Source organism: Streptomyces sp. R11 (assembly GCF_041051905.1).
Taxonomy (GTDB): Bacteria; Actinomycetota; Actinomycetes; order Streptomycetales; family Streptomycetaceae; genus Streptomyces.
This window is the reverse complement of sequence record NZ_CP163432.1, coordinates 1-13201: the sequence shown is the minus strand read 5'-3', so window position 1 is coordinate 13201 and position 13201 is coordinate 1. Positions and strand designations below refer to the sequence as shown.

The 13201-nt window shown below is 65.4% G+C and carries 10 protein-coding genes and 4 pseudogenes; 7 read left to right on the top strand and 7 right to left on the bottom strand.

Going from position 1 to position 13201, the window contains the following annotated elements:
- Positions 1 to 558: 558 nt before the first annotated feature.
- The 4 genes and pseudogenes from AB5J55_RS00070 to AB5J55_RS00055 form a co-directional block, all read right to left on the bottom strand.
- A pseudogene (locus AB5J55_RS00070) lies at positions 559 to 1308 on the bottom strand (transposase family protein).
- Between the two features lie 239 nt (positions 1309 to 1547).
- Complete coding sequence (locus AB5J55_RS00065; RefSeq protein ID WP_369268647.1) at positions 1548 to 3140, bottom strand: GMC family oxidoreductase N-terminal domain-containing protein; 1593 nt, start codon at positions 3138 to 3140, stop codon at positions 1548 to 1550.
- A gap of 408 nt (positions 3141 to 3548) precedes the next feature.
- Positions 3549 to 4208: a DUF5987 family protein gene (locus AB5J55_RS00060; RefSeq protein WP_369268646.1), complete on the bottom strand. Its 660-nt coding sequence runs from the start codon at positions 4206 to 4208 to the stop codon at positions 3549 to 3551.
- 5 nt (positions 4209 to 4213) lie between these two features.
- The gene (locus AB5J55_RS00055; protein ID WP_369268645.1) at positions 4214 to 4858 is read right to left on the bottom strand and encodes a hypothetical protein; all 645 of its coding nucleotides are present in this window, start codon (positions 4856 to 4858) and stop codon (positions 4214 to 4216) included.
- 764 nt (positions 4859 to 5622) lie between these two features.
- Between AB5J55_RS00055 and AB5J55_RS00050 the strand changes: the two genes are divergently transcribed.
- The 6 genes and pseudogenes from AB5J55_RS00050 to AB5J55_RS00025 all read left to right on the top strand — a co-directional run.
- Positions 5623 to 6798 carry a cupin domain-containing protein gene (locus AB5J55_RS00050; RefSeq protein WP_369268644.1) on the top strand — a complete coding sequence of 392 codons (1176 nt, stop codon included), beginning with the start codon at positions 5623 to 5625 and terminating at the stop codon, positions 6796 to 6798.
- 215 nt (positions 6799 to 7013) lie between these two features.
- Positions 7014 to 7913 (top strand): RimK family alpha-L-glutamate ligase, encoded by a 900-nt coding sequence (locus AB5J55_RS00045; protein ID WP_369268643.1) that lies wholly within the window; start codon positions 7014 to 7016, stop codon positions 7911 to 7913.
- A gap of 241 nt (positions 7914 to 8154) precedes the next feature.
- Positions 8155 to 9532 (top strand): annotated as a pseudogene (locus tag AB5J55_RS00040) (IS1380 family transposase).
- Between the two features lie 403 nt (positions 9533 to 9935).
- Positions 9936 to 10418, top strand: coding sequence for a helix-turn-helix domain-containing protein (locus AB5J55_RS00035; protein WP_369268642.1), 483 nt, complete (start codon positions 9936 to 9938; stop codon positions 10416 to 10418).
- Positions 10415 to 10969: a transposase gene (locus AB5J55_RS00030; protein WP_369268641.1), complete on the top strand. Its 555-nt coding sequence runs from the start codon at positions 10415 to 10417 to the stop codon at positions 10967 to 10969. Before AB5J55_RS00035 ends, AB5J55_RS00030 begins: the two co-directional genes overlap by 4 nt.
- A gap of 489 nt (positions 10970 to 11458) precedes the next feature.
- Positions 11459 to 11689, top strand: a pseudogene (locus AB5J55_RS00025) (cytochrome P450); the annotation flags it as partial.
- Between the two features lie 17 nt (positions 11690 to 11706).
- Here the strand turns inward: AB5J55_RS00025 and AB5J55_RS00020 are convergent.
- Together AB5J55_RS00020 and AB5J55_RS00015 are read right to left on the bottom strand one after the other, a co-directional pair.
- Positions 11707 to 12111 carry a hypothetical protein gene (locus AB5J55_RS00020; RefSeq protein WP_369268640.1) on the bottom strand — a complete coding sequence of 135 codons (405 nt, stop codon included), beginning with the start codon at positions 12109 to 12111 and terminating at the stop codon, positions 11707 to 11709.
- 44 nt (positions 12112 to 12155) lie between these two features.
- On the bottom strand, positions 12156 to 12338 hold the full coding sequence (locus AB5J55_RS00015; protein WP_369276486.1) for a hypothetical protein: 183 nt from the start codon (positions 12336 to 12338) through the stop codon (positions 12156 to 12158).
- Here AB5J55_RS00015 and AB5J55_RS00010 point away from each other — a divergent pair.
- Positions 12325 to 12501 (top strand): annotated as a pseudogene (locus tag AB5J55_RS00010) (transposase); the annotation flags it as partial. The gene AB5J55_RS00015 and the pseudogene AB5J55_RS00010 overlap by 14 nt on opposite strands.
- 515 nt (positions 12502 to 13016) lie before the next feature.
- On the opposite strand, the gene AB5J55_RS00005 reads toward AB5J55_RS00010, so the two are convergent.
- Positions 13017 to 13201, bottom strand: a 185-nt coding sequence (locus AB5J55_RS00005; protein WP_369268639.1) for a hypothetical protein, incomplete at its 5' end; no start/stop codon positions are given.

Here is a 13201-nt window from a genome sequence, read left to right as displayed (position 1 = left end):
GTTTACGGACGGTAGTAGCAGGGCAAGTTAGGGGGATTCCCCCATGCGCTTCAGGCTTTGCTCCCGCCATCATCTGCTGACGCCAGCCAGACTGGCCGGAGGTCTTGAATTTTGGGGAGATCACATGAGGGTTACGACCATCGGCCTCGTAGCCGTTGCCGTGCTGGCTCTGGGCACCGGCGTGGGAGGAGCCGCCCAGCCGGCATCTGGTCATGTCGGAGGTGCGCAACCGTCGGATGCTGACGTGATCACGGTGCCTGACCTGAAGTGTGTGAAGAACGACAAGTTCCAGCACTGCGAATGACTGAGCTGCTTCCCCGATCTTCTCCAGGGGGAGAACGGCCTTGATCATTGACAGGGTAGGTGACCAACAGGTTCCCTGACACACGAGTTGAGACGTGAGATCTCTCGCTCAGCCGTCCGGGAGTCTTGCCCGCTGCGGGCCCTCGCCGCCATCCCGGTCGGAAGCCGCACGCCCGGGCACCCAGGCACGAGCAGTGACAGGCGTAGCGGTGCCCGGCTCTTTGATGACAACGAAATCGAAGTGAGTGAGCTCTTTCAGCGTTGCCGCTCCAGCGTGAGGATGGCAGCGGCGATTGACGTCATTCGATTCGGGCTGCACCGGGACCGGCGGAAGATGCGCCAGGATTTCAGCCGTGCGACGCCGCGCTCGACCGGAGCCCTGGCTGCGGGCAACGCGCGGTTGACGGATTGCTGGGTCGGTGTGAGCTAGCGGCCCGGCGGGCGCCTGAGGGGTGTCGTCACCCATGAGCCCGCTCCCATGTAAGCCCGGTCGGCGAGGACTGCGACGCCTTGGCGTTCGCAGATCCGGATGATCCGGTGGTTGCGCGCCGCCGTCAGGTCGTGGGCGCGGCCGGGGAGTGCGGGTGAGATCCACAGCAGCCGGCCGTCTGGATCGGTGATGAGCTGCACGTTCACCCCGTGTCGGCGGTGCTTGTGGGAGTAGTCGGCACGGCTGTCGCCGACCCGGTCGCACTCCGCGAGGGTGCCGTCCCGCAGGACGTACTCCGGGTCCGCTTCACGCAGGGCACGGAGGAGGCCGGGCGCGCGGTCGGCGAGCAGATCGATGACAGCGGCCGTGTAGGCGTGAGCGGTGCCGACGGATATGCCGAACCTGGCCGCAATCTGCGCCAGGGTGTCGTGCGGGCGCAGGTACACCAGACCGGCCAGGGCACGCTGGTGCGGCGGAAGTTTGCAGCGCCGGTCACCCTCGCGGGTGACGATGAGCATGGTGACCCACTCGACCAGGGCGTGAGGCAGGTCGAGTGCGGCAGAATGCGGAACCAACGCGGCTCCTGTGCCTGTGGGTTGAGACGTCGAACACCTCCCCCAACGGCACGGGAGCCTCGTGCGTTGCGCACACCATCAGCGTCACCCGAACAGTGGCCGAGCTGAAAACGCTCAGTGGCTCCCAATGTGTGCGCCGGCTACCGGGGTGACGATCTGACAACCGAAGAGACCATCCGGTCGCGGTGGCTGCGCACAGGCGTGGGCCTTTTCGATAAGACTCAAGAGACACCAGCCGCTCAGGGCGTGGGCGGCGGTGCCCCGTGCCGGATGGGGATGTCTGCTTGTGCCGCGCGGTTGGTGATGGCGGGGGCGGCGCGTTCGGCGAGGGCGGCGATGGTGAGGGAGGGGTTCACAGTCAGGGAGGTGGGGATGGCGGAGCCGTCGGTGACGAACAGGCCGGGGTGGCCGCGCAGTTCGTTGGTGTCGGTGAGGGCGCTTGTCTCGGGGCTGTCGCCCATACGGGCGGAGCTGATGGGGTGGGCGGTCACCGTCGCGGCGACGTCTTCGTGCCAGGGGTTCACCCGGGCCAGCCCGTCCCTTTCGAGAATGGCGCGCAGTGCTGTGTCCGCTTGTTGCCAGCCGTCGCGGGTGCGGGCGGTCGGGCGATAGGTCATGGTGCCTAGCCCGAGACCGGGGGCCAGGCGGGTGAAACTGCCGGTGATGGGCGGGACGGCGTGGAAGAAGCCTTCGTTGTCGTCTTCGGTCATTGCGAGCATGGTGAGCCAGGACTTCCAGCGGGCCCGGAGTCGGCGGCCGGGGATGCCGAACCAGTGAGGCGGATCGACGCTCTGGGAGAGGATGTTGGTGGCGGGTGGGAAGTAGATCTGCTGGAGCATGAACCGGCTGTACTCGGGGGCGGCCGCGTCCAGGTAGTCGTAGGTTGCCGCGGTGATGGGGCGGCCGATCGGCAGGCCCTCGTAGGGGATACCGTCCGAGCGGGAAAGACCTAGGAGCAAGTGCAGCTTGCTTTCGTCGATTTCAGCGACGCTGACCCGGTCGCCGTTTCCGGAGAAGTACCGTCCTACCGCAGCGTGGACGCCGCCGAGCAGGATGGCCGAGCGCTGAAGGATGACTGGGGTGCCGATGGCGCCGGCTGCGAGAACGACCAACTTTGCGTGGATGGTGCCGGTCTGCAGGGTGCACGTGTAGTCATCAGGGTCGAGGATCGTGTACGTGACGGTGTAGCGGTAGTCCGGGATGGGGGAGGGGCCTACGGTCTGTGCCTCGTGCAGGGGCCGGATCGTTGCGCCGTGTGCCTCGGCGGCGGGCAGGTAGTTGAGCAGCAGCGAGCGTTTGGCGTCGAAGCGGCAGCCGGACAGCATCCAGTTGCAGTTGGTGCACCGATTGATGTCTACGGCGACGGGGACGGGGTTGCAGGTGTGGCCGGTCCGTGCGCAGGCGGCAGCCAGGACGCCGCCTGCGTATGACACATCAGGCCAGTCGGTGCGGGTGACGGGGAGTGTCCCCTCGACGCGGTCGTACCAGGGGTCGAGGGCGGCGCGGGTGAGGGAGGCGGGCCAGATGCGTCGGCCGAGGCTGCCGCGGCGTTCGAAGACGAAGGCCGGGGCCCGGAGGGACGCGGCGAAGTAGACGACGCTGCCGCCGCCGACGCAGTTGCCCGCGACCACGGTGACGCCGTCACCGCGGATGACGTCGACGATCCGGTTGTACGTACCGAGCCGCAGTGAGTGGGTGAAGTCGTTTGCGGCCAGGCGTGGGCCGCGCTCGAGAATGGTGACGCGGGCGCCCCCGGCGGCGAGGTAGTAGGCAGGGATCGCTCCGCCGAAGCCGCTGCCAACGACGAGGATGTCGGTGGTCTCCACGCTCATCTGAGTCCTTTCGTGGGTACTCCCTGCCCCTTTGCTGAACCTGCTGCGGCGCCCTCTGACGGCGCGTTGATCGGCCATGCCGCTTCCGCGTGCCGCGCTGTGCGCCGGATGAGGGAGGACAGCAGGAGCAAGGCATCGATGAACCGGGTCAAGGGCCTGCTGCCTGGGCAAGGGCGCATGCGGAGGTCGTCGATGCGCGGACCGGTGCAGCCGCCAAGCAGGCGGTTTCCGTGAGAGCCAGGCGATCTGCCGTGAAAGCGTGCCAGTGGCCGGTCTCCTTTCCCTCAGAGGGGTAAGCCCGTCGGCGACGCGGCGTGGGTCAGGTTCCTGGGACTGCTGGAAGGGAAGGCGCTCGCACCGGCCGTGACTGTTAACTCGTCTCTGGCCCCGTTGGGAGGGGGAAGGATGTCAAGCGGGGCTTCCCGAGGCGGTGGTGGCGGGGTGGAGGGCAGCAAGGGCCTTGCCGTAGGAGTAGTCGGTAAACCGCCACAGTCCGTCGGGGCCGGGCGGGGGGAAGCCCAACCAGGTCAGGCCGGGGTGATGGGTTGTCACGGCTTGGCGGGTGTCGATATGGGCGGCTGTGTCGAAGGCGAGGCTGGTCAGCAGGCTGATCATCTGCCAGATGGAGCGGTCGGGGTTCTCGTGGCCAAGTAGGTCCCCTACGAGGGCGGTGCGGTGCTGGAACGGCAGGCCGACGAACGGGGGGAACGTGATCGGCAGCAGGATCAGGTGTGCGGTGGCGTAGGCGAGGGCCCGGGCGTTCAGCAGGGCCGCGATTTCCGGCAGGAGCGGAGCCAGGCGAAGTTCGTCAGAAGCGAGCGTCTTGATCACGCCGGCCTGTACGGCGCCCGGGCCGCTGACTGCACCGGCGACGGCGGCGTCCCCGGCAAATCGGCGTTCGCCGGGGATCTGGGTGTCCGCGAAGGCCTCCAGTGTCAGCACCGTCCAGCTCCCGAGCCCTTCGGTCATTCCTGCGGGCGAGGTAACGGACGGGAACCGGCTGACGGACAGGGCGGCGACGGCTCCGGCAAGAGCCTTCAGGGCCGTCCTCCGGTCGAGCGAAGACATTGCGTTCACCCGTCCAGAAAACAGCGTAGGTCGAAGGGGACAGAGGTGGTGGTGAGGCCCGTTTCTCCGGCGGTGTGGCCGTAGTCATCCAGCACGTCGGCGAGATCGGGAAAGGTGGGGCGGAGTGCCGCGACGGCGTCGCCGATGCCGACGCTCGTGCCGTGGATGCGGAAGTTGGATAGCCGTGCACCAAACTGCTGCCTGGTCTTGTCCCACCAGTACTGACCGTCCCAGGTCACCCAGGGCGTTGAGCCGGTAGTGGCCTGCACACTCCATCGGTCCTTCTGGTAGTAGCGGCAGGTGACCATCGCCAGCGCGAAGCGTGAGGGCTCGGCGATGAGGAAGCGCAAGGCGCCGCCGTTGTCGACTGTGATGTCGCGCTTGCTGTACTCAACGCACAGCGGATCGTCGAACATCAGCCACCAGGGCGGGATCTCGCCCTCGCCGAAAACGTGCCAGGCGCAGGTACTGGCGAAGGCGGGCTCGGTGAACGGGCCCACGCTGGACGTCGTGGTGGGGGCGCTGATCGGAAGCGCGGTGGACCTGGCGGCGGTGATCGCGGCCGCCGAAGCTTCTCCGGGGGCGAGGACTGCTGCGCACACACCAAGCGCGATTGCCAGGGGCATGACATTGCCGTAGATGCGGTGCACACGAGGCAAAGGTGACTCCTGCTCTTCTGGGCGAGCTACCGGCTCAACTGCAAGTCGCGTTCGCTCTAGGGCGGATGAGGGCTTCGAAACGGAGTGCAGACGCGCAGGACAGGGCCGCACGTGACCAGGCGGGGCGGTGCCCCGTGTCGGGCCACGGGCCACCCATGGAGAACAGAGTGAGGCACGTCTACCAGTCAGTAAAGAGGTGGGTCAGTGACTCATCCACTGGCATGTTGGCATGTGGGGTCGCCCGCTAGCGACTTGACGGGTTGTGATGGCGGACGGCGCGAGGTGGAAAGTGTGGGTTCCGTCCCGCTCACCGGCAGCGGCATGGAAATCCCGGTGGAGGGCCCCCGGCGCAAAGACCGCTCCATGCTCCCGCAGGGCCCCCGGGGCATCCCCTGCCAGAGGCGTGCCAGGGGGTGCGATCGACAGTCCGCCTCCTTGGCCGGCGCTCCCCTCCAGAGTTGAGGGGTTTCCCTCAAGCGAAGCCCTCCCGGCCGGGTGCATCATCGCGTGACGGAGGTGATCTATGAACGACGACTTCGTTCTCATGGATGACGGCGACGACGTCTTCGACATCCAGGTGGAGGATCTGCGGGCCCCAGACGAATACGAGTCGATCATCCGCGTCATCGGTAACTGGTGATCTGGCCGGTGCCGACCGGCTCTGGGGTGGCCAAGGACTCTGGCCGCCTCAGAGCTCGCGGAAGCGTCGTTCGGACCCTCGGGGGTGGCCGGTGACCGCACAACGTGGGGGAAGCTTGGCGACGGAGCGCACCTTTTTGGAGCGTCTGGTCGGAGATGCCCGTCGTTTCACATCGGAGTACTGGTTGCAACAGCCGTACCTCAGACGCGGGGCACTTCCGGAGGCCGCAGGAGAACTGCTATCACTGCCGGAGTTGGTGAATACACTAACAAGTGCTGCTCTCCGACCGCCGCATCTAAGACTGATCAAGGCCGGTGAACCGGTTGCCCAGCGGCACTTCACCCGGCGGATCAAAGTGGCAACAGAGTACATCTCCGACGCAGCGGATCCCGACCGCATCCTCCGGGAATTCGGCGCAGGCGCCACGATTGTGCTCGATGGCCTTGAAGACTACGTGCTTTCGGTCCGCCAAGCCTGTGACGCTCTACGTCATTCCATGGGCGTTCCGGTACATGCCCACGGATTTGTGACGCCGCCCGGAGAAATCGGTCTTCGCCCCCACCACGATCCTGTGGATGTTTTCGTGGTCCAGGTGCACGGTTCGAAGAACTGGAAGGTCTACGACCGGATACAGGGCACGTCGGGGGCCTCGTGGCTGTATACCGACGGCGACTTGGGCACCCCTGTCATAGAGACGCGGTTGCAGCCCGGCGATGTGCTGTACCTGCCCAAGGGGGCACCCCATGTGGCTGCGGCCCCGGAGGTCATGTCCGTACACGTTTCCCTCGCCTGCGTGAGCGAGACGTGGGCAGACCATCTCCGCCATCTTGTGGAGCAGGCCCTGGAGTCCCAGGAGTTTCAGGAGACCCCGAATCTCTTCACTCTCAACGATTCCGATTTCGCTGCCGAGATCAAGAAGGTTGCAGCTAACCTGAGCAGAAGGCTTGATGAGGGTTCAGGCGGAATGCGAAAGGGCCGTCATACGTCAGCGTGGGGGCTTTCCTCTGCGCTGGCCACGATGGAGAACCTTGCGCGTCACCAGGGTGGCGAGGTCACTGTCTATCGGTGTCAACCTGTCGAACTCTCGGAGCAGCCGGACGGCACGTGCGTGCTCAGGATTCCGGACGCGGTGCTGAGAATGCCTGCCAAGTATCAGCCTGCCCTTGCCGTCATCGCTGAACAGGATTCGTTTCCGCTCTCGCAGGTGCAGGCCCTTCTCGGAGACAGGCGCACGACTGCCCTGATTGGCAAACTCGCGGCATACGGTGCCGTGTCGACCTCAGTGCCATGACTGGAAGTGCCTGGGGCTACCTGGCCGGCGTGTGAAAGCCTTCCCATGACCCCCCACTGCGGGCAGCCGGGAACGGTACCGCATTGCAGGAAAGACCGTACCCCGCGGCAGCGCCGGTGGACGGGGCGCAAGCCCGGATGGACTGCCTTGAGCGTTCGCACGTCGAGCATGCGGGGCCACACGTCTGCGTTTAATCAATAGATTTCGGTGAGGAAATGATTTCACAAAAACAGGTCGCTCTCATCGCTCCGCCGAACTACGAGGAGTTGATTCGGGGTGCGGCCGCTGTCGACGAAGCGAGAGTACTGAAAAGAGCGTTTGGTCAGCTTGGAGCGGAACTTTCAATCCATTGTTTTAATGATCCCGCAGTTAAGTGGTCGTCATTCGATGCCGTTCTCCCCAAAACGGCCTGGAACTATTTCAATGAACCTCTGCGATTCACGGAATGGCTTGACCATCTCGCCGAGAATAAAATTCAGTCAATAAATCCAGTCGAGCTCATCAGATGGAACCACGACAAAGCCTATCTCGCAGACCTGCGAGATGCAGGTGTTCGCGTCGCGCCATTCCATCTGTTCGTTGCCGGAACCGACCCCGGAGAAATCCTTGAGACCCTCTCGGGCGTTGGATGCAAAAATATCGTGATCAAGCCTTCTATTTCTGGAGCTGCACAGAAAACCTCGACGGCCACTCTCGATCAGCCAAGAGAGATCGAAGCACTTTCAAGTGAGATCCTGAAGGATTGTGGACTTATCCTGCAGCCGTTCTTTGACGAGATTCCGGATGTGGGGGAATGGTCGATCTTCTTTATTGATGGAGAAATTACACATTCGGTCCTCAAGGTGCCGAAGAGTGGAGACTTTAGATGTCAGGAAGTATGGGGGGCGCGCACAGAGAGGCACGAGATTCCGAGATGGATTGCGGAGGTGGCGAAGGGTGCGATTGAAGCTGCTCCCATGATGCCAACCTATGGCCGGGTGGACGGATTTGTTCGAAATGGGGAATTCAATCTCATGGAACTTGAACTAATCGAACCGTATTTCTACTTCGAGCATGCACCCCAAGGAACAGTCAGTCGATTCGCCAAGGCGATTGTGTCGAAAATTCAAACGTAACTCGCCTTCGCTGAATGGCGACCGGCGCGCGAGGCTTCCAGCCTCAGGACTGACGGGACGAGCCGCAGGGCGAGGACAGCCTTGCGCGGGCGAGGGCCTGAAGCAACTGCCCGGTCCTACTAGCCCCGCGCATTCATCGCTCTCGCCCATACCTTGATCAAAAAGCGGAGAGTGCTTCTGACCTGCAACGATGGGACTTGTCTAGGGTCCCATTAGCTGCACGGGAAGAAGCACTCTCCAGGTGAGCAAGAGTGTGGGGTTGTACCCGCGTTTCCGCGTCGAGGGCGGTGGCAGAGGGGCGGTTTCGCAGGCCGGGGCAGTGCTGTGGGTCGAGTCGGTCCGCAAGTCCGGCCGGACACCGCGGTATCGGCGGCAATGGTGCCGTGGCGCAATCCACGGGCGGTGAGCGACCCGGGCAAGTTCCTGCTGGGTGTCGCTCTCGCGACGGCTCTGGGCGGGGACTGTCTCGCCGATGTCGCCATGCTGCGGGCCGAGGCCGACGTGTTCGGCCCGGTGGCATCAGACCCCACGGTCTCCCGTCTCATCGATGTCCTCACTGCAGCCGGGCCGAAGGCGCTCACCGGGATCCGCACGGCGCGAGCCGAAGTACGCATGCGGGTCTGGGAGTTGGCCGGTGAAGACAGCCCGGCCGCCGGTGGCAGCGTGATCGTGGATATCGACGGTGTGCTCGTCCTCGCACACTCTGAGAAGCAGGACGCCACCGCGACCTGGAAGAAGACCATCGGCCACCATCCGCTCGTCGCGTTCGTCGACCACGGCCAGACAGGGTCCGGGGAACCGGTGGCCGCCCTGCTGCGGCCCGGCAACGCAGGCTCCACCACCGCGAGCGATCACATCGCCACCACCCAACTTGCCCTGGGCCAACTCCCCAGACACCTGCGGCGGGGACGGCAGACACTGATCCGCACTGACTCCGCCGGCGCGGCACCCGCGCCTGCCTCGACTGGCTCTCCCGCCGGGGCCGGTGGCTGTCGTATTCCGTCGCAATGACCATCACCGACATTATCCACCAGGCCGTCCTGCAGATCTCGAAGAAGGCGTGGACACCGGCCTACGACGCCGACGGCACGGAGCGGCCCGGAGCCTGGGTCGCGTAGATCACCGAGAGCCCCGACCTGAGCACGTGGCCGAAGGGCATGAGGCTGATCGTCCGCAAGGAACGGCCGCATCCTGGCGCCCAGTTGCGCTTCACCGACGCTGACGGGCTGCGGCTGACTTGCTTCGCCACCAACACCAAGGGTGGCCAGCTCGCCGATCTCGAACTGCGTTACCGCAGGCGGGCCCCGCTGCGAGGACCGCATCCGAGGCTCCAGCGACACCGGCCTGCGCAACCTGCCCCTGCACGACACCGCACAGAACCGGATCCGGCTGGAGATCGTCTCACTCGCACTCGAGCTCCTCGCCTGGATGCCCATGGCGGCCCTGACCGGCAGACCGCCGCTGGGAACCCAGGAAGCTCCGCCTGCGGCTTCTCCGCCGCCGCCCAGCTCGTCACCACCGGCCGCCGCCACCGGCTCCGCTCCACCACACGACGGCCCTGGACCGACGAGATCACCCGGGCAACCGACCGGATCAACGCCTTGCCGAGCCCCGGCTGACCAGCCCCACCGACCGCCCCCACGATCCGCACCACCACACCGGGAAAGTGGAATCCGGCGCCGACCCGACGCGACCACCGGGCCGTCAACCTGCCCCAGCCCCGAAAGACCGCACTCGCAATCACAGAGTCCCCGTCAGTACAGCAACGAGGACTCATGAACGTTCTGCGTTTGACGATGGCCCGCCATGGGGCTGCACTGGATTCATGGATGCTGCGGTGACTCCGTCCTAGTGCTGGATTCCTCTTTCGCTGGGTATATGTCCTGGTGGCGGGGTAGTTGATGGTGCTCGGGGGGCGGGTGCTGGACGATGGTTTTACGGGCACGGCCGGGGTGTGACGAGGATGAGCGGACCGTCGTTCGCCGCTCGTCGCGGGCACGGAAGGCACCGCGGGATGCGGTGATGCGGGCTCGGATGATCGAGCTGAGCTGGTCGGGGCTGCGGGTGCCGGCGATCGCCGTGGAGCTGGACTGCAGCCAGAAGACGGTCCGGTGCTGGCTGCACCGCTTCAACCGCTTCGGCCTGCAGGGGCTGGAGGATCTGGGCGGACAGGGCCGCAAGCGACGGATCACCGAGGAGGAACGATCTCGGATCATCGCCATGGTCAAGACCGTGCCACCGGGGCGGCTGAGGTGGGAGCCCGTTGGGGAGCTGTGGGCCTTCGACGAGTCCGGACCAGCCGAGTGGACCCTGGATTCTCTGGCCGCGGCGGCGCGGGCCGAGGGGATTGAGGTGGCTCGCTCACAGGTCCGCCGCATCCTGCTCGCCGAAGGCGTGCGCTGGCGCCGTACCCGGTCCTGGACGCGCTCGAAGGACCCGGACTTCGTCCCAAAAGGACGAGGATCATCGGCCTCTACACCCACCCGCCCGACGACGCGACGGTGATCTGCGCCGACGAGCTGGGGCCAGTGATCCCGCGGACCTTCCCGCCCGCACCTGCCTGGTCACCCGACGGGCACCGGATCAAAGCGGAACTCGACTACAGCCGCGGGCCGGAGAAGACCTGGGTCTACGGCGGCCTGCGACCAGCCGACGGCCAGGCAGTCACGATGACCGCGTCCTCCCGCAACAGCGAGTTCTATCAGCAGTTCCTGCAACTGCTCGAGGACGCCAACCCGGACGGGGAGATCTGGATCGTCACCGACAACCTGTCCAGTCACAACAGCGTGTCCACCCGTACTTGGCTCGAGGACCATCCCCGCATCCACCATGCCTTCATCCCGGTGGGCGCATGTTGGCTCAACCTGCAGGAAGGCTGGTGGCGCATCTTCCGCAAGGCCGCCCTCGCCGGCCGGTCATTCGCCAACCGCGACGACATCGCATACGCCACCACCCTGGCGACCGACCAGCTCAACGCCCATGCCAACCCCTGGATCTGGGGCAGACCTGCACCACCAACTCGCCTACTGCGGCGCCGATATGTGTACACAGTTTGAGGAACCCAGCACTAGGCCGTTTCCTTACGCCGCCGCAAGTGGAAGGCGGAGGCTAGCCCGTCCGGAAACCGCGGCGCCTGCAGCTGCCCCGCCAGGCGAGGAACGCCACCACGACTCTCGGCACGACAGGTCAAGCACGACGCGTCAGCATCGGCTCATGGCGGCGGCAACCGTTGGCCTTGTTTCGTCCGCCCGAGGCGGCGCCGCATATCCTGAGGTGGGCTGCTGTACGAGCACAATGTCAGCTGTGATCGCTCACTCCAGCGAAGGGCTTGGCGAGCACACTCACGGTCCGAACTGCTTGGACCTGATGGCTCATTGGGCGCTCGCTGTGCGAGGCCCGCACGGAGCCCATGAAGCTCATTGGCAACGGAGCACTGGCCCTCATCCGCCACGCGAGCAGCGAGCCATCCTCAACGCCGATCCATCACTCATCGGACAGGCAGGGGAGGAGATGCTCAGCTATGACTCGCCCGTCCGGATCTCCTTCTGGCGATTGCGAGCGAGGACATTGAGATCAACGGCGCACACATCAGGCATGGAGAGGCCATCATTGTGGCCATCGGATCCGCCCAGCGCGATGCGGGCCACCTTGAGGCCCCAGACAACTTCGACATCGCGCGCTCAGACAACCAGCAGCATGCGGCCTTCGGCCGGGGCGCACGCAACTGCCTGGGCGCCCCCTCGCCCGACGAATCTGAGATCGCCTTCAGCTCCCTCCTGCGGCATTTCCCCAACTATTCACTCAACTGCCCGGAGCCAGACGTGAGATGGAAGACCATCCTCTTCGAGATGGCCTTGGCCAGGCTGGCCAGTGCGGGAAGACGGGAGGTGGCGAGTTGGTCGAGCCAGTCCGGTAGCGGCGTGGCGTCGCGGGTTTCTAGCATGGCGGCGATCTGACGCACAAGGTCGTGGGTTCGGTTCAGCTCCGGGCAGTGCTCGAACAACCGCCGGAGTGCCTCGGATGCGTGCAGGCTGCGGCGGGATGGCGCGGTGGTGATCCACCGGGCGACTTCGCGGGGCGAGGGTGGCCGCTCGCACGGCGTGTCGATCGGCAGGCCGCGGCGTAGCGGTGCGATGGCCATCTTGACCCGTTGGTAGGGGCCGCGGTAGCCCTTGGCGGCGATCTCCTGGTGCAGCACCGTCGCGGTGTGCTCGCCTTCCTCCCATCGCTGCCGAAGGTACCCTACTTGCCCACGGTGCGCCGGTTCAGGCCCAGCTCGCGGGCTGCGGCGCTGAGCGAGAGACCGGTGTCGGTCACCGCGTGCACCGCCTCGAACAGCCGCTTCGCGTGGCGGCAGGCTGGGGTGTCGCCCTGGCCGGACCGTCCCGCTGGGGTCGCTGGTGGTGCCGCTGCTTGGATGCCCATGCTCGCCCTGACCGGCCAGGCCCGCCGGTGGGAGCCCAAACGCCTGCGGCTACGGCTGTTCTCCACCGCCGCCCAGCTCGTGACGACCGGCCGCCGCCGCATCCTCCGCCTGGCCCGCCACTGGCCATGGACCGACGTGATCACCAGCGCGTTCGAACGGCTGCAGCCCTACCGAACTCCGGCTGACCAGCGACAACGCCCTGTCCCGACCAGCACCCATCACAACCGGAGCCGTGGAATCCGGCGCCCACCCGCCGCGACAGCCGGGCCACCAACCTGCCCAAAAGCAGAAATCTCGCCCCTGAACGAGCAGAAAGGGTCCGTCAGTAAGCTGACGGACCCTTATGCAAGATCGAGTTAGAGACCTCGATCTTTCGTGCACCAGCTCGGTATCACCCGTTCACTGGCCGAGGCCGAAGGTGAATAGGCCGGGGTTTACCGACCAATAATCGGCAGAGTGTCCTTCCTCGTCAGAAATTGTCCCTCGACTGAATGTCAGCCCCTCTCCAGGTGTCATAACCTCAGATACCCCGATCTTCTTGAAGCCGTGTGCGGGTGTCCACTCAGCACCCCAGCCCCAGTGGACGGGGCCCGCTTGCACGGTAATTGCCCCCAGTGCTCCCCATCCTGTGAACTCGCCCTCGTTGTTCCAATCGACGAAACCCACGATCTCTCCACCTATTCCTGCAGCATATGGCAGGTGAATTTCGGGAGCAATCCCACCGAATGCGAACCCACTGCCTCCGGCTGGCGGTGCGGTTTCGAGTTCTGGGGCGCCTCCTGCTCCCGAGTATCCCTGGGAAGCTCCGGCCGCTCCTCCTGTTCCTGCTCCGCCTGCTCCGCCTGTTCCTGTTCCGGCTGTT

Coding starts and splice junctions, on each gene's coding strand:
- AB5J55_RS00065 (WP_369268647.1), bottom strand. CDS start 3,140: ATGAGCGTGGAGACCACCGACATCCTCGTCGTTGGCAGCGGCTTCGGC.
- AB5J55_RS00060 (WP_369268646.1), bottom strand. CDS start 4,208: ATGTCTTCGCTCGACCGGAGGACGGCCCTGAAGGCTCTTGCCGGAGCC.
- AB5J55_RS00045 (WP_369268643.1), top strand. CDS start 7,014: ATGATTTCACAAAAACAGGTCGCTCTCATCGCTCCGCCGAACTACGAG.
- AB5J55_RS00035 (WP_369268642.1), top strand. CDS start 9,936: ATGCGGGCTCGGATGATCGAGCTGAGCTGGTCGGGGCTGCGGGTGCCG.
- AB5J55_RS00015 (WP_369276486.1), bottom strand. CDS start 12,338: ATGGGCATCCAAGCAGCGGCACCACCAGCGACCCCAGCGGGACGGTCC.